General features: G+C 60.7%; 19 protein-coding genes and 1 pseudogene. 16 read left to right on the top strand and 4 right to left on the bottom strand.

All coding sequences use genetic code 11. The annotated features are described in order from the left end of the window. The first annotated feature begins 156 nt into the window (after positions 1-156). Positions 157-921: a sulfite exporter TauE/SafE family protein gene (locus JQF37_RS05350; protein WP_130211236.1), complete on the top strand. Its 765-nt coding sequence runs from the start codon at positions 157-159 to the stop codon at positions 919-921. On the opposite strand, the gene JQF37_RS05345 is transcribed toward JQF37_RS05350, so the two are convergent. Continuing rightward, the gene (locus JQF37_RS05345; protein ID WP_047537197.1) at positions 911-1,225 is read right to left on the bottom strand and encodes a putative quinol monooxygenase; all 315 of its coding nucleotides are present in this window, start codon (positions 1,223-1,225) and stop codon (positions 911-913) included. The two genes, JQF37_RS05350 and JQF37_RS05345, sit on opposite strands and share 11 nt — an antisense overlap. A 162-nt stretch (positions 1,226-1,387) precedes the next feature. On the opposite strand from JQF37_RS05345, the gene JQF37_RS05340 reads away from it, so the two are divergent. From JQF37_RS05340 to JQF37_RS05300, 9 genes and pseudogenes are all read left to right on the top strand, one after another. After that, the gene (locus JQF37_RS05340) at positions 1,388-1,978 is read left to right on the top strand and encodes an NAD(P)H-dependent oxidoreductase (protein WP_130211237.1); all 591 of its coding nucleotides are present in this window, start codon (positions 1,388-1,390) and stop codon (positions 1,976-1,978) included. A gap of 89 nt (positions 1,979-2,067) precedes the next feature. After that, positions 2,068-2,979, top strand: a complete 912-nt coding sequence (locus JQF37_RS05335; protein ID WP_130211238.1) for a LysR family transcriptional regulator — start codon at positions 2,068-2,070, stop codon at positions 2,977-2,979. Between the two features lie 103 nt (positions 2,980-3,082). Continuing rightward, positions 3,083-3,976 (top strand): NAD-dependent epimerase/dehydratase family protein, encoded by an 894-nt coding sequence (locus tag JQF37_RS05330; protein WP_130211239.1) that lies wholly within the window; start codon positions 3,083-3,085, stop codon positions 3,974-3,976. A 199-nt stretch (positions 3,977-4,175) separates the two neighbouring features. Then, positions 4,176-5,621, top strand: a complete 1,446-nt coding sequence (locus tag JQF37_RS05325; RefSeq protein WP_130211240.1) for a SulP family inorganic anion transporter — start codon at positions 4,176-4,178, stop codon at positions 5,619-5,621. 34 nt (positions 5,622-5,655) lie between these two features. Beyond that, a pseudogene (locus JQF37_RS05320) lies at positions 5,656-5,736 on the top strand (MurR/RpiR family transcriptional regulator); the annotation flags it as partial. 1 nt (position 5,737) lies between these two features. Then, positions 5,738-7,195, top strand: a complete 1,458-nt coding sequence (locus JQF37_RS05315) for a D-aminoacylase (RefSeq protein WP_130211241.1) — start codon at positions 5,738-5,740, stop codon at positions 7,193-7,195. A 118-nt stretch (positions 7,196-7,313) separates the two neighbouring features. Beyond that, positions 7,314-7,682 carry a glyoxalase superfamily protein gene (locus JQF37_RS05310; RefSeq protein ID WP_130211242.1) on the top strand — a complete coding sequence of 123 codons (369 nt, stop codon included), beginning with the start codon at positions 7,314-7,316 and terminating at the stop codon, positions 7,680-7,682. An 82-nt stretch (positions 7,683-7,764) separates the two neighbouring features. Further along, positions 7,765-8,010 (top strand): plasmid stabilization protein, encoded by a 246-nt coding sequence (locus JQF37_RS05305; protein WP_130211243.1) that lies wholly within the window; start codon positions 7,765-7,767, stop codon positions 8,008-8,010. Further along, a complete protein-coding gene (locus JQF37_RS05300) occupies positions 8,007-8,426 on the top strand; it encodes a type II toxin-antitoxin system VapC family toxin (RefSeq protein WP_130211244.1) in 420 nt (139 codons plus the stop codon). Before JQF37_RS05305 ends, JQF37_RS05300 begins: the two co-directional genes overlap by 4 nt. Before the next feature lie 119 nt (positions 8,427-8,545). Here JQF37_RS05300 and JQF37_RS05295 read toward each other — a convergent pair whose 3' ends face one another. After that, the gene (locus JQF37_RS05295) at positions 8,546-10,465 is read right to left on the bottom strand and encodes a methyl-accepting chemotaxis protein (RefSeq protein ID WP_130211245.1); all 1,920 of its coding nucleotides are present in this window, start codon (positions 10,463-10,465) and stop codon (positions 8,546-8,548) included. Positions 10,466-10,757: 292 nt separating this feature from the next. On the opposite strand from JQF37_RS05295, the gene JQF37_RS05290 reads away from it, so the two are divergent. Together JQF37_RS05290 and JQF37_RS05285 are read left to right on the top strand one after the other, a co-directional pair. Then, the gene (locus JQF37_RS05290) at positions 10,758-11,429 is read left to right on the top strand and encodes a histidine phosphatase family protein (protein WP_130211246.1); all 672 of its coding nucleotides are present in this window, start codon (positions 10,758-10,760) and stop codon (positions 11,427-11,429) included. Between the two features lie 26 nt (positions 11,430-11,455). Beyond that, entirely contained in the window at positions 11,456-12,286 is an 831-nt protein-coding gene (locus JQF37_RS05285; protein WP_130211247.1) for a phosphatase PAP2 family protein, read from the top strand. Between the two features lie 51 nt (positions 12,287-12,337). Here the strand turns inward: JQF37_RS05285 and JQF37_RS05280 are convergent, their stop codons facing one another. Further along, entirely contained in the window at positions 12,338-13,777 is a 1,440-nt protein-coding gene (locus JQF37_RS05280; RefSeq protein WP_130211248.1) for a glycosyltransferase family 39 protein, read from the bottom strand. An 83-nt stretch (positions 13,778-13,860) separates the two neighbouring features. After that, positions 13,861-14,448 carry a ribosomal protein S5-alanine N-acetyltransferase gene (gene rimJ / locus JQF37_RS05275; RefSeq protein WP_130211249.1) on the bottom strand — a complete coding sequence of 196 codons (588 nt, stop codon included), beginning with the start codon at positions 14,446-14,448 and terminating at the stop codon, positions 13,861-13,863. Positions 14,449-14,891: 443 nt separating this feature from the next. Between rimJ and JQF37_RS05270 the strand changes: the two genes are divergently transcribed. From JQF37_RS05270 to JQF37_RS05255, 4 genes are all read left to right on the top strand, one after another. Next, the gene (locus JQF37_RS05270) at positions 14,892-15,824 is read left to right on the top strand and encodes an SDR family NAD(P)-dependent oxidoreductase (protein WP_103404048.1); all 933 of its coding nucleotides are present in this window, start codon (positions 14,892-14,894) and stop codon (positions 15,822-15,824) included. A 62-nt stretch (positions 15,825-15,886) separates the two neighbouring features. After that, a complete protein-coding gene (locus JQF37_RS05265) occupies positions 15,887-18,700 on the top strand; it encodes a bifunctional glycoside hydrolase 114/ polysaccharide deacetylase family protein (RefSeq protein ID WP_130203841.1) in 2,814 nt (937 codons plus the stop codon). After that, positions 18,678-22,316 carry a tetratricopeptide repeat protein gene (locus JQF37_RS05260; protein ID WP_130203842.1) on the top strand — a complete coding sequence of 1,213 codons (3,639 nt, stop codon included), beginning with the start codon at positions 18,678-18,680 and terminating at the stop codon, positions 22,314-22,316. Before JQF37_RS05265 ends, JQF37_RS05260 begins: the two co-directional genes overlap by 23 nt. Before the next feature lie 29 nt (positions 22,317-22,345). Then, a complete protein-coding gene (locus tag JQF37_RS05255; RefSeq protein WP_130203843.1) occupies positions 22,346-22,864 on the top strand; it encodes a penicillin-binding protein activator LpoB in 519 nt (172 codons plus the stop codon). Positions 22,865-22,869 lie beyond the last annotated feature (5 nt).

Raw genomic sequence — 22,869 nt, 5'->3', positions numbered from 1 at the left:
CAGGGGATTGGTGTCGTTCACAGGTCCACTGTGGGAGCGAGCCTGCTCGCGATGGCGTCAGTCGCCGCGCCTCGTTCCTCAGCCTCTTGTTTTAAGAGAGGCAGCCTCAGTATATGGCAGATTTTCAAGCGACCACGGCGGGATCATCATGGCCCCATGAATACACTCGCCACGTTCTACCAAAATCTCGGTTTTGCCCTTTCCTTGCTGGTCATGGTGACTTTTCTGCTGGCCGGCACGATCAAGGGTGTGATCGGTCTCGGTCTGCCGACCATCGCCATGGGCTTGCTCGGTCTGGCTATGGCCCCGTCACAGGCTGCTGCGTTGTTGATCATTCCCGCGACACTGACCAACGTCTGGCAATTGGCATTCGGCGGACATTTGCGCGGTTTGATCAAACGACTCTGGCCGATGCTGCTGGCGATTTTCGTCGGCACCGGGGCCGGCACGTTGTGGATCGGCATGGCGGGCGGGCACTGGGTGGTACGGGGATTGGGGGCGGCGCTGTTGCTCTATGCGTTGAGCGGGTTGTTTCTGCCGACCTTGCGTGCAGGTGCCCGCAGCGAACCCTGGCTCGGTCCGCTGTGCGGTGGACTGACAGGCGTCATCACTTCGGCCACCGGCGTGTTCGTGATCCCGGCGGTGCCGTATCTGCAAGCACTGGGCTTGAGCAAGGATGAACTGGTACAGGCGCTGGGCCTGTCGTTTACCGTGTCGACACTGGCCCTGGCGGGTGGCTTGTTATGGCGTGGCGCGCTCGGTGGCGGCGAGTTGAGCGCGTCCCTGCTGGCGCTGATCCCGGCAGTGCTCGGCATGTGGCTGGGGCAATCGCTGCGCCAGCGGATCAGCACCGTGTTGTTCAAACGCGTGTTCTTCATCGGCCTCGGCGTGCTCGGCGGCCACTTGTTGATCAGCGGCTAGCGGACGACGGGCTGATCATGTCGATGGCGCGGATCTCGAAATCCCGCTCCAGGTATTCGTCGCGTTGATCGAGGAACTGTTTCATGTGCGGCAGATTAGAGTGCACGTCGAGGTGGGCCTGGGACTGCCAGATCTCGTAGAAGATGAACAGGGTCGGGTCCTGTTTGTCGCGCAGCATGTGGTACTCGATGCAGCCGGGTTCGGCACGACTGGCTTCTACATAGCCGCTGAAAAACGCTTCGAAGGCGTCGGATTTTTCCGGGCGGGTCTTGGCGTGCAGGATGAAGCCTTGCAGTTCACTCATCGAAAATGCTCCTCAAGTCAGAATGGGTGCCAGTCTAAGTCAACAATCACCCATCGATTCGTGCTTGTGGGTCAAATGAATTTTGCGATGAAGGCGCTTATTCCGCGCGAGGCGAATCGGTACGCTGCCGCCATCCATTTCTGACCCTTTCCGAGATCCCTCATGAAAAAAGTCCTGTTGCTCAATGGCGGCAAAAAATTCGCCCATTCCGATGGCCGCTACAACACCACCCTCCACGAAACCGCGTTGAGCGTGCTGGACCGTGGCGGCGTGGATATCAAAACCACGTTCATCGACGAGGGCTACGACATCGCGGAAGAAGTCGCCAAGTTCCTCTGGGCCGACGTGATCATTTACCAGATGCCCGGCTGGTGGATGGGCGCGCCGTGGACCGTGAAGAAGTACATCGATGAAGTGTTCACCGAAGGCCATGGCAGCCTCTACGCCAGCGACGGTCGTACCCGTTCCGACGCATCGCAGAAGTACGGCAGCGGCGGCTTGATCCAGGGCAAACAGTACATGCTGTCCCTGACCTGGAACGCACCGCAGCAAGCCTTTGACGACCCGACCGACTTCTTCGAAGGCAAAGGCGTGGACGCGGTGTACTTTCCGTTCCACAAGGCCAACGAATTCCTCGGCATGACCGGGTTGCCGACATTCCTCTGCGTTGACGTGATGAAACGCCCGAACATCGAAGCCGATGTGGCGCGCTACGAGCTGCATCTGATTGAGGTGTTTGGCCTTAAGGCTTGAGGCTCCGCTACTATCGATAGCTGGAGTGGGCACTGACAATGGATTGCCCACACAGCAGACCTGTGCAGGACTATCGATAAGGAACACACGTGAAAGCCAGATCCGATGAATTGCAGATTTTCGTCTGCGTGATTGAGTGCGGGTCGATTTCTGCGGCGGCCGAGCAGGTCGGGCAAACGCCTTCGGCGGTCAGCCGCACGCTGTCGCGGCTGGAGGCCAAGCTCGATACCACGTTGATCAACCGCACGACGCGGCGCATGGACCTGACCGAGGAGGGCAAGTACTTCTTCGAACAGGCCAAGCTGATTCTCGATCAGATGGACGAACTCGAAGAGCGCCTGTCCTCGCGCCAGCAAACACCGTCCGGGCGTTTGCGCATCAACGCCGCATCGCCGTTCATGCTGCACGCGATCGTGCCCTACATCGATGAGTTCCGCCGGCTCTATCCGGACATTCAACTGGAACTCAACAGCAACGACCTGATCATCGATCTGCTCGAACAGAGCACCGACATCGCCATCCGCATCGGCACCCTGGCCGACTCGACCCTGCATGCCCGCTCCCTGGGCTGCAGTCCGCTGCACATCGTCGCCAGTCCGGCGTACCTGGAAAAGCACGGCACCCCCACCGCCGTGGCCGACCTTACCGCCCACACCTTGTTGGGATTCACCCAGAACGAAGGCCTCAACCAATGGCCGCTGCGCTACGTGCACGGTGACCGCTGGCCGATCCAGGCCTCGCTCAGTGCCTCCAGCGGCGAAACCATTCGTCATCTGGCGCTGGAGGGGCAGGGCATCGCCAGCCTGTCGCATTACATGACCATCGACGACATCCGCGCCGGACGCTTGAAAGTCTTGCTGGCCGAGTTCAACAGTGGTTATCGCCAGCCGATCAACGCGGTGTATTACCGCAACTCGCAACTGGCCCTGCGAATTCAATGTTTCCTGGATTTCATCCAGAGCAAATTGGCGCTGTACGCCACCGACGATTTCAACGACTGATTCGTGACTTCTGCGCAAGAGTGATTTGGGCCAGCAAGGATTTTTCGTCAGGGATCGCTGCTTGATACTCGCTGCATCACTTATCAACGCAGGGAGTTCCTCCATGAATGTATTCGTCACCGGCGCCGCCGGCTTCATCGGCGGCTCGATCGCCACGGGCCTGATCCGCGCGGGTCATCGGGTCACCGGTCTGGTGCGCAGCGCCGAACAAGCGGATGAACTGACAGCGCTGGGCATCACCCCGGTCATCGGCACTCTTGACGACAGCGCACTATTGGCCGATCAGGCCCGCGCCGCCGACGCCGTGATCAACGCCGCCAGCAGTGACCATCGCGGTGCGGTGCAAGCCCTGCTCGACGCCCTGCGCGGTTCCAACAAGGTGTTCCTGCACACCAGCGGTTCGAGCATCGTCGGCGATGCGTCGGGCGGCAAGTCCAGCGATGTCATCTACTACGAAGACAACCTGCCGGAACCGACCGTCGACAAGGCTGCACGGGTGGCCATCGACAACCTGATCCTGGCGGCGGCCAGGGACGGCGTGAATTCGGCGGTCATCTGCAACACCCTGATCTACGGCCACAGCCTGGGCGTCCATCGCGACAGCGTGCAGTTGCCGCGTTTGCTGAAACAGGCGCGTAAAAGTGGCGTGGTGCGTCACGTCGGGACCGGCCAGAACATCTGGTCCAACGTGCACATCGAAGACGTGGTGGCCCTGTACCTGCTGGCGCTGAGCAAAAACGTCCCCGGCACGTTCTACTTTGTCGAAAGCGGCGAAGCGTCGTTCATCGACATGACCACGGCGATGGCCGAGGTGTTGAAACTGGGCAAGCCGCAAGACTGGCCACTGAAAGACGCCGAAGCCGAATGGGGTTATGAAATGGCCAACTATGGCCTGGGCTCCAACAGCCGGGTTCGCGGCAAGCATGCGCGGGCGTTGCTGGGCTGGGTGCCGAAGCGCACGTCGGTGGTTGAGTGGATTCTTAACGAGATGGTGTGAAGTCTTTATTAGACCGCGTCATCGTTCATCGCGAGCAGGCTCGCTCCCACATTAGACCGCGCCGGTATGGAGAACGCGGTTCACTGTGGGAGCGAGCCTGCTCGCGAGAGCGTTTTCGAAACCGCATAAACTGGCCGGGCCGCCCTCGATTCCGTAACATCCGCAAACTCTTTCTTGCGACTCCCTGCATGCGGTCCCCATGAAACCAAAACATCTACGCGCCGATGCCCTGGCCGGCCTCACCACGTCTTTCGCCTTGCTGCCCGAATGCATCGCCTTCGCGCTGGTGGCCCACCTCAATCCGCTGATGGGGCTGTATGGCGCGTTCATCATATGCACCCTGACCGCGCTGTTCGGTGGTCGGCCGGGCATGGTCTCCGGGGCCGCGGGTTCGATGGCGGTGGTGATTGTCGCGCTGGTAGTGCAGCACGGCGTGCAGTACTTGCTGGCCACGGTGTTACTCGGCGGCCTGGTCATGCTGGCGTTCGGGCTGCTGCGGCTGGGCAAACTGGTGCGGATGGTGCCGCACCCGGTGATGCTCGGCTTCGTCAACGGCCTGGCGATCATCATTGCCCTGGCGCAACTGGAGCACTTCAAAAGCGGTGAGGCCTGGTTGAGCGGTGCGCCGCTGTACATGATGATCGGCCTGGTCGCGGTGACGATGGCGATTGTCTATGTGCTGCCGCGCCTGACCCGCACGGTCCCGCCAGCCTTGGTGGCGATTCTGGGCGTTGGCCTGGCGGTTTACCTGCTCGGACTGCCGACCCGTACCCTGGGCGACATGGCGCACATCGCCGGCGGCCTGCCGACGTTTGCCCTGCCGGACCTTCCCTGGAACCTGGAAACCCTGCGCATCATCGCGCCCTACGCGATCCTGATGGCACTGGTCGGTTTGCTGGAAACCCTGCTGACCCTGAACCTCACCGATGAAATCACCGAGAGCCGTGGCTACCCCGATCGCGAGTGCGTGGCATTGGGCGCGGCCAATGTGGTGTCCGGTCTGTTTGGCGGCATGGGTGGCTGCGCGATGATCGGCCAGACCGTGATCAACCTCAGTTCCGGTGGTCGGGGTCGCTTGTCCGGTGTGGTCGCCGGGGTGGCAATTTTGCTGTTCATTCTGTTTCTGTCGCCGCTGATCGAGCGCATTCCGTTGGCGGCCCTGGTCGGGGTGATGTTCGTGGTGTCGCAGCAGACCTTTGCCTGGGCCTCGCTGCGGGTGCTGAACAAGGTGCCGCTCAATGACGTGCTGGTGATCATCGCGGTGACGGTGATCACGGTGTTCACCGATCTGGCGACGGCCGTGCTGTGCGGCATCATCATCGCGGCGCTCAATTTCGCCTGGCAGCAGGCTCGCGAGCTGTATGCCGACACTCACGTCGAAGCCGACGGCAGCAAGCTGTACCTGCTGCATGGCACGCTGTTCTTCGCCTCGACCACACCCTTTCTCAACCAGTTCGATCCTGCCAACGACCCGTCCGTGGTGACCATCGATTGTCGCCACCTGAGCTTCGTCGATTACTCGGCCATCGCCGCGCTCAAGACATTGCGCGAGCGCTATGAAAAGGCTGGGAAGCACCTGCGGGTGCTGCACTTGTCCGAACGCTGCAAGAAGCTGCTCAAGCGGGCGCGCGTGCAGCACGACTGAGGTCCCGCCCGTGGCAGGCGCGATGAAAGTCCACGATCAAGAACGTCTGCGGCGGTTCAAACTCGCCCTGGACGATGACCGCGGCGGCGATGATCACTTGCCGTTGGGAGACTGAGATGATGTACGACACGCTGATTCGCAACGCACTGATCATCGATGGCAGCAACAGCCCCGGCTACCCCGCCGACCTGGCGATTCTGAACGGTCGCATCGAGCGCATCGGCGACTTGCACGACGCCCGCGCCACCGAGGAGATCGACGCCGCCGCTCGCGTGCTGGCGCCGGGTTTCATCGACGTGCACACCCATGACGACACCGTGGTGATCCGCCAGCCGCAAATGCTGCCCAAGCTCAGCCAGGGCGTGACCACGGTGATCGTCGGCAACTGCGGCATCAGTGCTTCGCCGGTGAGTTTGCGCGGCGATCCGCCGGACCCGATGAACCTGCTGGGCAGCCGCGCCGCTTTTGTTTATCCGACGTTCAGCGATTACCGCGCGGCGGTCGAAGCAGCGAACACGACGCTGAACGTTGCCGCGCTGGTGGGCCACACCGCACTGCGCAGCAACCATCTCGACGATCTGTATCGCACCGCCACCGCCGGCGAAATTGCCGCGATGCGCGAACAGCTGCGCGAGAGCCTGGAGGCCGGTGCGCTGGGACTGTCCACGGGCCTGGCTTACGCCAGCGCGTTTTCGGCGTCCACGGATGAAGTCATGCAACTGACCGAAGAGCTGACAGCGTTCGGCGCCGTCTACACCACCCACTTGCGCAGCGAATTCGAACCGGTACTGGAGGCCATGGACGAGGCGTTCCGGATCGGCCGTCATGCGAAAGTCCCGGTGATCATTTCCCACCTCAAATGCGCCGGCGCCGGTAACTGGGGCCGCAGCCCGCAGCTGCTGGAATCCCTTGAGCGTGCCGCGCAAACCCACCCGGTGGGCTGCGATTGCTATCCCTATGCGGCGAGCTCTTCGACCCTGGACCTCAAGCAAGTCACCGACGCCCATCGCATCACCATCACCTGGTCGACGCCGCACCCGGAGATGGGCGGCCGCGACCTGATGGACATCGCTGCCGAGTGGAACCTGTCGTTGCTCGATACCGCCCGCCAACTGCAACCGGCCGGCGCGGTGTATTACGGAATGGACGAGGCGGACGTGCGCAGAATCCTCGCGCATCCGCTGTCGATGGTCGGCTCCGACGGTTTGCCGGAAGACCCGTTTCCCCATCCTCGTTTGTGGGGCGCGTTCCCTCGGGTGCTCGGACATTTCAGCCGCGACGCAGGGCTGTTCGAGCTGCACACCGCCGTGCACAAGATGACCGGGCTATCAGCCGCGCGATTCGGCTTGAAGGAACGGGGCGAGATCCGCGAAGGGCATTGGGCCGATCTGGTGTTGTTCGACCCGGCGACCATTCGCGACGTGGCGGACTTCAATGATCCGCAACGGGCGGCAGAAGGCATCGACGGCGTGTGGGTCAACGGCGTTCTGAGTTACTGCGACGGTCAGGCGAACGGACGCAGGGAAGGGCGGTTTCTGGCGCGGCAAGGGGATTTGCGAGACGGGTTTGAGTGAGGATTGGGCGTTGCATCACAGTGGTGGCACATTGAGATTAAAGAATGCCATGGCCAAGCCGAATTGCTGAGGTACAGCCCGGCTACACGCCGGGCAATTTCTGTCTGGGAGCAACGCGATGAGCTTCGGCAAAACCACCCCGATCCTGCGGATCTCCGATGAAGTCAAGGCCGTGGAGTTCTACGTCGACTTCCTCGGATTCAAGATCGATTGGCAGCATCGTTTCGAACCCGACTTCCCGTTGTACCTGCAGGTTTCCCACGGTGAATGCGTGCTGCATCTGTCCGGACACCAGGGTGACAGCACGCCGGGCTCGGCGCTGCGCATCGAGACCGATGAACTGGAAGTGTTCCAGCAGCAATTGCTGGCCAAGCAATACCCCTTCGCTCACCCGCAGATTCAGGCGATGCCGTGGGGCAGCCAGGACATGACCATCGCCGATCCGTTCGGCAATCGGTTGGTGTTTACCAATGCGATCAGTGTGTGACGCCATTCAGCGGCCAGCAGTGGTAACTGAATCATGATGTGCTAGCCTGCAATCAATGATTTCATTGATTGCAGGAGGCATCATGGCCAGCATCACTATTCGAAACCTCGACGATCAGATTAAAGAGCAGCTACGCATTGCGGCTGCCCATAACGGGCACTCGATGGAAGAAGAAGCTCGTCTGATTTTGGGGAGAGCATTGGCGACCATCGATCGAGCAGGAGGGCTCGGCAGTAGAATTCGTGATCGGTTCAGAGTGTGCGGCGGTGTTGAACTCGATTTGCCAGAGCGGCAAGAAAAAGCGAGCGCTGTGGATTTCTCCGAATGATCGTGCTCGATACGAATGTGCTTTCAGAGTTCATGCGACTCGAACCTGACACCCAAGTTCTTGCCTGGGTGGATGCGCAACCTGCTTTGGAGCTGGCAATCAGTGCTATTACCGTGGCGGAAATTCTCCATGGTATCGCCAGGCTCCCGTCCGGCAAGCGTAAACAAAAGCTCGAATCCCATGCGATGGCGATGTTTGAAGAAGACTTTGCCGGAAGGATTTTGCCCTTTGATGTTCATGCCGCGGTCGAGTACGCGACGCTTGTGGCCGGTTGTGAAGCCAAGGGACGTGCTGCGTCGATGGCTGATGCGCAGATTGCCGCTGTCTGCCGAATCCACGGAGCTCCAATTGCTACTCGTAATGTTCGGGATTTCGAGTTTTCCGGACTGGACGTGATCAATCCGTGGGGAGCCTGAGTGTCTTCATTGCCAGTCAGATCGCCATCGCGGGCAAGCCCGCTCCCACAGGGTACTCACTGAACCTGTGGGAGCGGGCTTGCCCGCGATTGGATCTGTGGTTCAGCGCTGATCCAGCGTCAGACCCGGAAGTGGCTCACCATCGCTTGCAACTGATTCCCCAACCGCGCCAGTTCAACACTGGATGCTGCCGTTTCGTCGCTGGCCGCGGCTGTCTGTTCGGAGACGTCGCGTACGTTGATGATGCTGCGGCTGATCTCTTCGGCCACGGCGCTTTGCTGTTCGGCGGCGGCGGCGATCTGCTGGTTCATCGACTGGATGTTGGACACCGTGCGGGTGATGTTTTCCAGTGACGCGCCGGCCTTGCGGGTCAGGGCCACGCTGCTGTCGGTCAGGACGCGGCTGTTGTTCATCACCATTGCCACTTGTTGGGTGCCGTTCTGCAGACCCGCCACCAGGCTTTCGATTTCTTCGGTGGATTTTTGCGTACGCTGGGCCAGGCCGCGGACTTCGTCGGCCACCACGGCAAAACCACGTCCGGCTTCACCGGCACGCGCCGCTTCAATGGCCGCGTTGAGCGCCAGCAGGTTGGTCTGTTCGGCCACGGCCTTGATCACGTCCATCACGCTGCCGATCTTGTCGCTTTCCTGTTGCAGCACGCCCATGGCTTCGGTGGAACGCACCACTTCGCTGGCCAGGCGTTCGATCTGGGTGATGGCTTCGGCTACCACTTTGTCGCCTTCGCGAGCTTCACCATCGGCCGCGGCTGCCGCTTGCGAAGCCTGCTCGGCATTGCGCGCGACTTCCTGCACGGTGGCGGTCATCTCGTGCATGGCGGTGGCGACCTGATCGGTTTCGACTTTCTGGCTGTTGACCCCGGCGCTGGTTTGTTCGGTCACGGCCGACAGCTCTTCTGCGGCGCTGGCGATCTGGGTGACGCCGTCGCGGATGCCGCTGATCAGGTCGCGCAGGGTCACGCCCATGCGCGCGATGCCTTGTTGCAACACACCGAGTTCGTCGCGGCGCGTCACCTGGACATCGTGGGACAAGTCGCCGCTGGCGATGCGATCGACCACGGCCAGGGTGTCGCGCAGCGGGCCGGTAATCTGTCGGGTAATGACGACGGCGGCAATGATGCCCACCAACAATGCCAGCAATGTGCTGACCAGTTGCAGGGTGCGGGCGTTGTCGCTTTCGGCGTCACGGCGGTCGAGTTGAATCTGGTACAGCGCATCGCTCAGGCTGACGATGGCGGCACCCTCGTCAGTCATTTCCTTGCGTGCCTGTACCACGTCACCGTTTGCGGTTTTGTAAGCCTGCAAGGCGCTGCGGTAGTTGCCCAGCGCGGTTTCCAGTCGTTGCAGGGCATCTGGCTGAACGTCGGCGAAATGCGCGTTGAGCTGTTTCAGGCTGGCGATGGCGGCGTCCAGTTGGGCGACGGCCTTTTGCTCGGTTTCAGCGTTGGTGGTCGCGGTGTAGCCGCGCACTTCGTAGCGGGCCAGCAAGAAGGCTTCCTTGGCGGCGGTGATGGCCTGGAACTGTTCGAAGCGCTGATCGCCCGGCGGCAGTTGTTGCACGCGGTTATTGAGATCGTTGATCAGCGTGTTGGCCGTTTCAGCATTGGCGGTCATGGCATCGCGGGCGCTGCTGCCGGCACGGTAGGCGCCGCGCATTTTGTTCAGGGACGTCTTGTAGGCGTCGATGACGGTGCCTTGCTCATTGAGCAGCTTGAGGTTCTCCGGGCTCTTGAACTTCACCAGCAGCGCTTGTTGTTGAGCGGAAAAGGCTTCGAGGGTGGTCTGCACGTTCTGGGCGGTGGCTTCGTCGCCGTTGGTCAGCATGTATTGCAGGCGCGCCACACGCAGCTTGGTCAGGCTGGCGTTGAGCTGGGTGATGTCGCTCATCCAGTTGCTGCGGTCAATCAAACCGCCCAGGCTGGTCCAGCCGGTCAGGGCGAGGACGCAAGTCAGTGCCAGAACCAGGCCAAAGCCCAGGCCCAGTTTCAGGTTCACGCTGATGTTGCCGAACCAGCTATTCATGAAAATTCCTCCAGTAACGCAGTGCTTCTTGATCGTCGGTGGCTGGAAGATTGTTGTTTTTGGGAGCCTCCAAGCTATGTAAGCAGGGTATATCGGCCGCGATTCCGGGAGCTGAAACGTTTTTTGTAATGGCTTTTGCGCGAAAGTGTTGCGCTTTGTGTAAGGGCTGACCGTGCGTCGGGCAGTTCCATTTCTTAAGCTTTTTTTCACATGGGTTTCACCTGCAGTCGACGCCTGCCTCTCTAACCTCGCCGCATAAAAATAATGGTGCATGTCGGTGAGGCGGATAGATATGGAATTGAGACTGACTCTGTTCGGCGTAAAACGCTCGATCGACCTGAGCCGATTTGCCCGCTATCGCAATGCAATCGTGGTGCTGGCCTCGGCGTTGCTGGTGGTACCCCTGATCCTTTTTCTTCTGCGGCCTGCCGCCGTGCCGGACCTGGCCCATGGTAATGTGGCCGGCGCTCAGGCATTGCGGGCCGGTTGGGCCAAGGGCGACATGATCGTGCTGGTACGCCATGTCGAGCGTTGTGATCACTCCAGCGCCGCCTGCCTGGTGGGCAACGATGGGATTACCGATCGTTCGCGTAGCGTCGCGGTGGGAGTCGGTGCGCACTTCGAGCAGTTGGGGCTGAACAAGGCCGACATCTACAACAGCCCGATGCTGCGTACGGCACAGACAGCGGCCTACATGTTCAACAAGGTCGGCACCGGTGAGGACTGGCTGATCAGTTGCAAGGGCACTATGCTGCGCGACGCTCTGGCGCATAAAGTGGCCGGACGCAACCTGATCCTGGTGACCCACAGCGAATGCATGGAGCAACTCGAGAAAGACCTCAAGTTGTCAGGCTCCACTCCGGGGTACGGCGCTTCGTTGTTTGTTTCTGCCGAAACGCCACAGACACCTCGCATGCTAGGCCTCATCGACGCCTCGGACTGGCCATCGATGACGAGCAAATGAATTCATCTTTTTGATCAGGACGCACGATGCTGAGTACTTCCCAACGTTTCTACTGGTTGAATTTCGGTATTCCGCTGGCCTGCGCCGCCGTGGTTTTCCTGATGTTCGACATGACCTCAATCGACATCGCGTTCAGCAATCTGTTCTTTGATCCGATTACCCAAACCTTCCCAATCGACCAGGTTCACTTCTTTGAGAAGCTCACCCACAAGTGGGCGCGGATCATTCCCAACTGGACCGCTGAAATTGCGTTGATCGGCGCGATCCTGTCGTTTGTCTGGCCATTGGTCACCCCGCAAAAACATCCGCGCCTGGGCAACTTTCTGGAACGGACCAAAGCCGCTCCTGTGCTTCGGTTTGCCAGGGACCATCGTCGGGATTTTCTGTTTGTGGTATTTGCGTTCGCGATTTGCACTGGAGTGATCCATTTCCTCAAGTCGCATACCAGCGTGTACTGCCCGATTGAAACGACGCTTTACGGTGGAAAAATCGCCCACATCGAGTGGTACGAGAATTTTCAGCTGTTCATGAAAGCAGGCGATGGCCGCTGCTGGCCGGGTGGTCATGCTTCGGGTGGTTTCACCATGCTGGCGCTGTATTTCGTTGCGCGACGCTACCAGTGGCGCTTTTCCAAAGCGGTGATGTACGGTTCGCTGCTGCTGGGTTTCGTCTACGGCACCACGCGTGTTCTGCAAGGCTGGCACTACATGTCCCACACCTTCTGGGCAGGGATCTTCGTATGGCTGGCGTGTTTGCTGACGGCGCTGGCGTTTTACGGCCGGGCGCGGCTGGATCTGCCGGTTCTGCAAAAACATGAGCGGCGGGTAGCTGTAGCGCAGGCTCAGACGGCCAGTTAATTTCAGGCGCTGGATCTGAAAAACCCGTGATCCTCAGGGATCACGGGTTTTTTATTGCCTGACAAAGTAGTAATCCTGCCGCCCGACCTTCATGGATTTGAGCACCTTCAAGGGCGCGGGCGGTTCTGCATCGGCGCCAATGACCGCTACGTTGGAAGGCGACGCGGTCAGGAACTCATGCAGCTGCGCCTCGGTATCCAGTCCTTTGAGCACGCGGTGGGTGTAGAACACGCTGGCGCCGCCCAGTCGTTCGTTGGCCTGAAACAGCGCTACTTGCTGACCGTTGGCCTGCAGGGCCCGGATCTGCTCGGTCAGCGGCAGGAACGACAATGTGCGGTCGGCGTGGGGGAGTGCCCATTGTGCCGCGGCGAGGTAGCTGGCGATCACCACGGCCAGCGTGCCAACCGCCACGCTGCGACGGTGCCGGATAATGCGGCTAGCCAAGATCGAGACGTTTTGCCGAGCCATCAGCCTTGCGTAGAGGACGCTCGCGTACTCGGCGGCGATGACGGCCGCCGCCGGCGTCATCGACATCAGGTACACCGTGCGTTTGCTCGACGCCAGCGTCAGCATGACGAACTGCGCCAGTATCCACAGGGTGAAGAACAGCAGGTAACGGTTGGCCATCAGGCTTTTACGGAAATGCCAAAGCCCCAGGTACACCAGAATGTTCCAGGGCAAAAACGCCTGGGGCAGTTTGGCCAGATAGTAGTAGAACGGTTCGTAATGACCGGCTTCCACGAAGGAGCCACTGAAGCGTCCGACGCTGTTGGTCAGCAGCACTTCCGTCACGGCCTGGGTGCCTGCGCGCTGATACAGCAGCGCCAGCCAGATCATCAAGGGCAGCAATCCCAGCAGCGTCAGCAGGCCCGGCCGTAGCCAGTGCGAGAGGTACAGGCGCTTGTCCAGCAGGCTCTCGGCGAGCAGAAAGGCGAAGATCACCACCCCCGGCATCGCCAGCCCCAGGATGCCTTTGCTCAAGGTGGCGATGGCGATTCCCAGGGCGAACAACAGCGCGTTGCCCCGGCTCGCTTGTCGGTGCCCCTGAAAGAACGCCAGCAGCGCCAGGGTCACGCCGAGGGCGAGCAACGCGTCTTCGCCGACGCCGCGCACGTTGCTCCAGTAACTGGCCATGGTCGCCAACAGTAATGCGGCGGTCCAGGCCATGGATGTTGGCCGGCCGAAGCGCCGCAGCATTGCGAACAACAGCATCACGCTGAATAACCCGGCACAGGCCGAGGTCAACCGCACCGCCCACGGCGTGCTGCCGAATGCGCCGATGGCTCCGGCGTCGAGCCACAGGCTCAGGGGCGGTTTTTCCAGGAAGGGTTCGCCGAACAGGCGGGGTGTCACCCAGTCGTTGTCCAGGTGCATTTCCATGGCAATACCGGCGACCCGCGCCTCGGTGGAGCCTTGCAACTGGTGATTGCCCAGGGCGAAGAAAAACAGCAGCGCGGCAAGCAATAACAGTGAGGAAGTGGAGCGCGACATGGGCGTTCGGGGACCGGGGAGGGAGTTCGAATCCCGAGCATACGAAGCGAATCCTTAACAAAACGTGAACGAGGTGTGAAAGCTTAGGAAAGCGGTCTTGACCAGCATTGATCAGGGTCTTCGTAGACCTTGCTGACCAGCGCCGTCAGCACATGATCCTGCCAGCGCCCGCCGATGTTCAGGTACGCCTTGGCATAGCCTTCGCGCTCGAAACCCAGGCGTTCCAGCAACCGGGCGCTGCGCTCGTTGTCGGGGATGTAGTTGGCCATGATCCGGTGCAGGTTCATTGTCTCGAACACGTAACGGATACCCGCTTGCAGGGCTTCATGCATCAAACCCTGGCCCTGGTGGGATTGGTCGATGTGATAGCCGAGGTAACACGCCTGAAATGCCCCGCGAATGATGCCGCTGAAATTGCATGCGCCGATCATCTGCTGGCCGTTGCGATCCAGCATTGCAAAGTGCACCGCGTAGCCGTCTTCGAAGGCAAAGGCCTGCTGCGCCAGGCGCGAGCGGATTTTTTCCGGACGGTAGTAGTCGTCGGGGCGAACCGGTGACCAGGGGGCGAGGTGTGCCTGATTGCGCTGGTAGAAGTCGCTTTCCAGCGCGGCCTGGCTGGGGCTGAGGATGGCCAGCGTCAGGCGTTTGCAGGGGAGGGTGAGGATCGTCATCGGGCGCTCGAGGTTACGGTGGACGACCCACAATTTACAGGCAAAAAAAAGCCCGCGGGAGGGCGGGCAAACCGTAGTTTCTTGAATGGGCGAAGAAAATGTACAGGTTGCGGCCAATGGACGGGGTGAAGAAAAGTTCATTTGCCAGAGGGTTGGCGCCCCCTCGAGGCCGTACAAGTGATCCGGCACAAAATCTGGAATAAAAGTCGTCAAAAAAATGACAAATTTTCTATGGTTTTGAAAGCAATGAGAAAAATAGACGGTCTATTGACAGTCATCGCCCGATCTCCCATTATCGGCGGCGTTTTGATGGCCTACCGCCATAAAAATGTCACTCGCGACTGGCAAGTTTCACGGGGCATCCGCGACTGTGATTGCGCGAGCTCAAACCGATGGCGGACTTCAAATCCATGTATCCGCTTGATTTTTCAGGAAGAACTTTCATGTTTGTGGAGCGAATACTCGTTACTGGCGGTGCTGGTTTCATCGGATCACACCTGGTGGAAGCGTTGCTGGCGAAAGGTTACAAAGTGCGTGTGCTGGATAACCTGTCCTCCGGCAAAGTCAGTAACTTGCCAATGGATAACGCCAACCTGAACCTGGTCGTCGGTGATGTCGCCGACAGCGCCGCGGTGAGTCAGGCCATGCGTGATTGCAGCGCGGTGGTTCACCTGGCCGCCGTGGCCTCCGTGCAAGCATCGGTGGACGATCCGGTCAGCACCCATCAAAGCAATTTTGTCGGCACGCTCAACGTCTGTGAAAACATGTTGAAGGCCGGGATCAAGCGTGTCGTGTTCGCCTCCAGCGCGGCCATCTATGGCAACAATGGCGAAGGTTCGGCGATTGATGAAAACACCGCCAAGTCGCCGCTCACGCCCTATGCCAGCGACAAACTGGCCAGCGAGTATTACCTGGATTTCTATCGCCGCGAACACGGCCTGGAGCCAGTGATCCTGAGGTTCTTCAACATTTTTGGCCCGCGCCAGGATCCGTCTTCGCCGTACTCCGGTGTGATCAGCATCTTCACCGAGCGGGCGATGAACCGGCAGCCGGTTTCGATTTTCGGTGACGGTGAGCAGACCCGCGACTTCGTCTACGTCCTGGACCTGGTGAGCATCCTGCTCCAGGCGGTGGAGGCGAGCGAACCGCAATCCGGTGCGGTGAACATCGGCTTGAGCCGCTCCACCAGCCTCAATGATTTGATCGCTGAACTGGGAGCGGCCACCGGCAACCCTTTGACGGTGAATTATCAGGCGCCACGTCAGGGCGATATTCGCCATTCGCGCGCCAACAATGCGCGCCTGCTCGAACGCTTCAATCTTCCGGAGCCGACGTCCATCGGCAATGGTCTAGCGCAACTTATCCGCAGTCTTTGATTCGGCCGGTTTTACTGCCCGATGTTCAAGCGGTAACGGTTCAGTCATTTCAAGAGTGAGTTATGGAAATCGTTTTTCGCAGGACGCGTGTCCGCTCGGTCGCCAAGCGACTGTTAGCCGCTCTGGCGTTGTGTGTAAGTGGACCTGCCGTGCAGGCTGCCGCATTGGTGCCACCCTCCAGCGTGACCTTTTGGTACGCCGACGAGCCGCCGATCTCCGAGCTGGCCCAGTTCGACTGGTCGGTGGTCGAGCCGGGGCATGTGTCGGCGGGGGACGTCAAAACCCTGCGCAAGTTGGGCAGCCAGCCGTTTGCCTACCTGTCCGTCGGTGAATTCAGCGGCAACAAGGCGGCCATCGACAAGGCCGGCCTGGGCAAGGCCGTCAGCCCGGTTCGCAACGGAGCCTGGGACAGCCAGGTCATGGACCTCGCCGCGCCGGCCTGGCGTGAGCATTTGTTCAGCCGCGCCAAGGCACTGCAAGCCGAAGGCTATGCCGGGCTGTTCCTCGACACGCTCGACAGCTTCCAGTTGATGCCGCAAGCGGAGCAAGAAGCGCAACGCCATGCCCTGGCCAGTTTCCTGCGGGAGCTGCACCAGCGTCAGCCGGACCTGAAGCTGTTTTTCAATCGCGGTTTTGAAGTGCTGGCAGAGCTCGATGGCGTGGCTGCCGCCGTGGCCGTCGAGTCCATCCATGCCGGTTGGGACGCGTCCGCCAAACGATATCGTCCGGTGCCCGAAGCCGACCGCCAGTGGCTGGAAACCCAGCTGCAACCCTTGCGCGCCAAAGGCATTGCGCTGGTGGCCATCGACTACTTGCCGCCAGAGCGCCGCGAGGAAGCGCGCAAGCTGGCCAAGCGTCTGCGTGAAGAAGGTTTCATTCCGTACATTGGCACCCCCGATCTGGATTCGATGGGCATCAGCAGCATCGAAGTCCAGCCTCGTCGCATCGCCTTGATTTACGACCCGCGCGAAGGCGATGTGATTCGCAACGCCGGGCACACACTGTTGGGCGGTCTGCTTGAATACCTGGGCTATCGGGTCGACTATCTGGCGGCTGACGAAACGCTGCCGGAGCACCGTTTCAGCGGTTTGTATGCGGGCATCATTACCTGGATGACCAGCGGTCCGCCGCAGGACAGTCCGGCATTCAATCGCTGGCTGGGCAAGCGTCTGGACGAACAGGTGCCGCTGGTGTTCTTCGCCGGTCTGCCGGTTGAAGACAAGCTGCTGCTCAAGCGCCTGGGCCTTGAACGCCGGGCACCTCCGGCCACTCAAGCGCTGACGATCACCTATCAGGACAAGTCGCTGCTCGGGGCGTTCGAAGCTCCGGTGCAGCCCCGATCCCGTGACCTGAGTGCGGTTTCTGTGCTGCCCAATGGTCCTAAAGCATCGTTGCTGCTGACTGGTGAAGGCGGCCAGACGTTTACCCCTGTCGCGGTAGCCAGTTGGGGCGGTCTGGCACTCGCGCCGTACATCCTGGAAACCAACAACGAGCGCAGCCGCTGGATTCTCGATCCGTTCGCGTTTCTCCAGGCCAGCCTGCGGCTGCCGGTGCAGCCACGGCCGGACACCACCACCGAAAACGGGCGGCGCATCGCCACCGTGCACATCGATGGCGACGGCTTTCCCTCGCGCGCCGAGGTGCGTGGCACGCCTTACGCGGGCAAACAAGTGTTGGATGACTTCATCCGGCCCAACCCGTTCCTGACCTCGGTATCGATCGTCGAGGGCGAGATTTCCCCGCGCGGAATGTTTCCGTTCCTGGCCCGCGAGCTGGAGCCCATCGCTCGCGAGTTGTTCGCCAACCCGAAAGTCGAAGTCGCGACGCACACCTTCAGCCATCCGTTTTTCATGCAGCCGGAAGTGGCGCAGAAACGCGAAGGCTTCAATCCGGAATATGGCTTGAAAATGGCCATTCCGAATTACGACAAACTGGATTTCCGCCGCGAGATTTTTGGTTCGCGTGACTACATCAATCAGCAACTGACGACCCCGGAAAAACCGGTGAAGCTGGTCTTCTGGCCCGGCGACGCCTTGCCGTCGGCGGCCACGATCAAACTGGCCTATGACGCGGGCCTGAAAAACGTCAACGGCGCCGAGACCATGCTGACCAGGGCCAACCCGTCGCTGACCGGTCTGAACCCGCTGTTGCGACCGACCTCGGGCGGTCTGCAGTACTACGCGCCGATCATCAACGAAAACCTCTACACCAATCTGTGGAAGGGACCGTATTACGGTTTTCGCGATGTGATTGACACCTTTGAGCTGACCGACAGCCCACGACGCCTGCGCGGCCTGCACCTCTATTACCACTTCTATTCGAGCACCAAGCAGGCCTCGATCAAAGCGATGAACGAGATCTACGGCTACATGCGCGAACAGCAGCCGATGTCGCTGTGGATGAGCGATTACCTTGATCGCCTGCACGGTCTGTATCAGGCCAGTCTGGCGCGCACCGCCGAGGGCGACTGGCAGATTCGCGGCATGGATGCGTTGCGCACCGTGCGCCTTGACCCGCAAATGGGCTGGCCGGATCTGCGGCGTTCCCAAGGTATTGCGGGGGTGCGTGATGTGCCCCAGGGACGCTACGTGCACTTGAGCAGTGACCGTGCATTGCTGGTGTTGCGCCCTGACCGGGATTCACGCCCGGCCCTTGAAGAAGCCAATTTGCCATTGCTGGACTGGCGTTACCTGGATGACCAACGCGTGAGCTTTTCGTTTGCCGGTCAAGTCGACCTGAGCTTCTCGGTGCGCTCGGCGAGCGCCTGCCGGGTCGAAGTGGATGGACAGCGTTTTACAGGCAAGGCGTCCGCCGGCCTGTGGACTTTTCAATTACCGATGAAGCAGGTGAGTAATGGTCAGCTCCTCTGCAACTAACGCCTCAGTCACTAAAGGCAGTCGCCTGCTCAATCCTTGGGCATTGGCGGTGGTGGCGGTCACCGTGGGTGGCCTGCTGTGGGCGACGTTCCAGCGCGAAGAAGTGTTCCAGCCCGATGGCCGTGAACCGGATGCCGTCTCGGCCAACTATGCCGAACTGCTGCTGACGGCCCACCCCGAAGACGATCGCCTGCGCCTGCAACTGATCGATCTGTTGATCCGTCTCGGCGATTACACCAAGGCCCGTCAGCATCTGGAGAACTGGCCCAAGCCGAACCTGGAATTGCAGGCCTATTACCGGCTTGAACTGGATGCGCTGGAAGCGGCCAAGGGCAGCGATCTGATCACGCAGCAGGCGTTGGTCGAACGCCTGAAAAGCTTCGATCATCACCTGCTGCCGCTGCCGCAATTGCAAAGCCTGGCCAAGCTCGCGTTGAACTTGCAGGCGCCAGCCTTTGCCGCCAGCATCTATGAAGAGATCGCCGCGCGTGATCCGCAGCAGCGAAGCGATGCCCTCAAGTCTGCCGCGCAGTGGTACCTGGCCGGCGAGCAACCGGGACGCGCCGCCGAAATTTACCTGGCGCTGAAAAAGGCCACCGAACAGGCGACCGAGCGCCGTGAATACGCGCAACTGGCGTTCAACAGCCTCCTGGCCTCCGGACAGGGCGACCAGGCCGTGCAGGTGCTCGCCGATGAAGTCGACCGGCTGACCAATCCACAAACCGATACGGCTTGGGTGCAGCAGGGCGTCGATGTGGCGATCGCGAGCAAACGCTTCGATCTGGCGCAACGCTTCCTGCAACAATGGCGCGTCTTGCAACCTGACGATCCGCAAATCCTGCAAAAGGATTTCAGCATGCGTCTGGCCCTCGGCGATTTGCCGGGCGCCTGGAAAAGCGGTCAGCAACTGCTGCTCGAACATCCCGAAGACCCGCAATTACTGGAGCAAATGGCTCAGCTCGGCGAGTGGAGCGGCGAAACCGAGACGGCCCTCGACTACTGGATTCGCCTGCTGAAATTGCGCGAAGACGCGCAAACCCGTGAGCACGCCTGGCGCCTGGCGAGCCAGCAGTTCGACTTCGACCGCTCGATTCCATTGCTCGCCGAGATCATGGAGCAACGGCCGCTGACCGACATCGAGCTGGACGCATTGATCTACGGCCACGAATCCCGGGGCACGCCGCAACAGGCTGAGGCCTGGCTGCACACTTATTTGCGCAAGTACCCCCGGCATCGTCTGGCCTGGACGCGTCTGCTGCAAAACCTGGAAAACACCGGGCAGTACGCGTCCAAGGCCAAGGTCTACAAGGACTACTCGAAACGCTTTGCCCTGACCTCCACCGAACGGGTCGATTGGGTCGATACCTACCTGAAGCTGTTTGATAACAAAGCCGCGTGGCAGGTGTTGCAGGTCGATAACCGCAATATCACCGATCCGAATTACTGGCGATCCCGTGCCGCGCTGGCCTGGGACCTGGAACTGGACGATGAACTGCAGGTGTCCCTGGAAAAAATGCTGGCGCTCAAGGGCTCGCTCAACAGCGGCGACGAGAGTCAATTGATCACCCTTTATCGCACCAGCAATCCCCGGCGCGCCTTGCAGTTGATGGTCGGCAGTTGGCAGCGCAGCCATGACCCGCAGCGCCTGGTCGAAGCGTTGCAGCAAGCCGAGGAACTGCAGGACTGGTCACAAGTGGAGGCGTTGCTCAAGGATGCCGAGCAATACCCGGCCGCTTACGGGCAGGCTCAAGTGTTGGCCGTGCGCGGCGCACTGGCCGTGCACAAAGACCAGCCTGAAGAGGCGCAGCGCCTGTATCAGGAAGGACTGGCGCGATTCCCCGAGGACAACCTGTTTCGCGAGCGCTTGATGTGGCTTTACGTCGATCAGGGCAATACCGCCGAACTCAAGCCGTTGCTGACCCAATGGAAAGCCCGGGCACGTGAAGACCGGATTTTGTGGCTACCGTTCGCCAGTGCCAGCCAGATGCTCGGTCGCGATAGCGAAGCGCTGGCCTGGTATCGGATGTACCTCAAGACCAGTCCGCAGGATTGGCTGGTGCAAGCGGCCTACGCCGATGCGCTGGAGAGCGCCGGCTATCAGGATGCGGCCCAGCGCCTGCGCCTGAAGTTGCTGCGCAGCCCCGAGGCGGACAATGTCCAGCCGTCGTCCGGGCGCTATGGCATCTGGTTGCGTTTGATGGCCAGCAGTTACTCGCCGAAAAAGGCCCAGCACGAAGTGCTGAAGTGGAAGGATGGCTCGCCGGCGATGCTGCAATTGTGGTTCGAACGGTTGCTGGCGCGTCTGGATGCGACCAACCAGGACTCGCAAAAGGACCAATGGCTGGATTGGGCACGCGGTCAGGGCTTGAAGGTCGAGCGTTATGAGCAGATCCAGCAAGCTCTGCGTAGCCGTAACAAGGAACAGGTCGAAACGCTGTTGGCCAGCAGCGATCTGAACCCGGCGCAACGCGCGCAGGCCCTCAGTCGTCTGGGCCGGCTGAACGAAGCCCTCGACACCAGCCTGACGGCGCTCGGCGACGAGCAGCCGCAAGCGGTGCGCGAACAACTGCGTCGTCAGGCCGTGGAAATCCACGAACGCACGCCGCAAGGTGCGCAGTTGTCGTGGCATGACCAGGATTTCGGCGGCCTCGCGTTCAAGGCGCCGCGCCTGGAAATTGCGCACAACCTGGGTGATCAGTGGTACGCCGATCTTGAGCTGGAACAGGGCGACTACAGTGGCGACGAGATCGAGTCATCGAAAATCGGCGAAGAGCGTAACGCTGCGCTGACCTTGCAACGTTCGGTGGAAAACGGCAGCTACAAACTGTTCGCCGACACCAGCCAGCGCAAGGACGACGACCGCAATGGCCTGGGCCTTTCCCGGACCTGGCAGTTGGGCGTGAGCGATGAACTGGAGACCGGCGTCGACTGGCATCGCAAGAGCGAAGACAGCGGCCTGATGCGCGCTTTCGGTCAGCAGGACCGGGTGTTCCTCGGGGGGCGTCACAGCCTGACCGCTCGCGATCAGTTCAGTTGGGAGGTCGCACAGCGGTCGTTTTCCACCCGTGCCGGTGACGACCTCGGCAATGGTCACGCGCTGAAAATGGAGCTCAACCACACGCTGGAATTCGCCGGTCCCAACTGGACCGTGCGCAGCGGTGTCGACTATCAGAAAAACCAGGTCAAGGATAAGTCGCTGGATTACCTGTCCAGTAACTTTGGTGGCCCGGTCATCAGAGCAGCACCTGTGCAGACGTTCGACCCGGAGACTGGATTGCCTGATCCGATCAATCCACTGGACATCGAAACCGTCACTGCCAGCGACCTGCTGCAAAGCCGCTACGGCCAACTGTATTTCGGCAGTTCCTGGCGTCGTGGTCTGCCCGGCGCACTGGTACGGACCAAGCCGCAATACACCTGGCTGGTGGACCTGACGGCGGGCTGGCAATGGACGGATCAAACCTTCAACTACGGCATCAACACCGGGATTGGCGTTGAAGTGCTGGGTGACGACGAACTGGCCCTGACCTTCGGCTACCAATCCGCGCCACAGGGCGGGGATGGCAAGTCAGGCGGAACACTGGGTGTGAGCTACGGCGTGCGTTTCGGACGCTGATCATGGAATTTTCTACGGGAGAAAAACGTATGCAAGCAATTCGTAATCTGGGCCTGGCGCTGGCGGTCCTGTTCGTCGCTGGTTGCGCGAGCTTCACCGGCGACGCCAGCCCGAGCCTGCCGCGCACTGCGCAGTGGGGCATCCTGCCGATGGTCAACTATTCGCAGACGCCGCAGGCCGGTGAGCGCAGCGAGCAAATCCTGCTCAGCGTGCTCAGCAGCCATGGTCTGCAACCACGGGTCTACCCGGCCAGCACCCAGGGCGAACAAGCGTTGATGGATGACAACGAGCGTCTGGCCGGTGCGCTGGATTGGGCGCGTGAGCAGAAACTCGATTATGTGGTCACCGGCAGCGTTGAAGAGTGGCAGTACAAGAACGGCCTGGACGGCGAACCGGCGGTGGGCATCAGCCTGCGCGTGCTCGATGCGGACAGCGGTCGGGTGCTCTGGAGCAAAAGTGGCGCACGTGCCGGCTGGTCCCGTGAAAGCCTCGCGGGCACTGCGCAAAAAGTGCTCGATACGCTTGTTGGCGCCCTTCGGTTCGAGTGATCGCA

The sequence above is a fragment of the Pseudomonas sp. MIL9 genome, from assembly GCF_016887925.1.
Classification (GTDB): Bacteria; Pseudomonadota; Gammaproteobacteria; order Pseudomonadales; family Pseudomonadaceae; genus Aquipseudomonas; species Aquipseudomonas mohnii.
The sequence above is the reverse complement of the archived record's forward strand: the minus strand, read 5'-3'. Positions and strand labels throughout refer to the sequence as shown.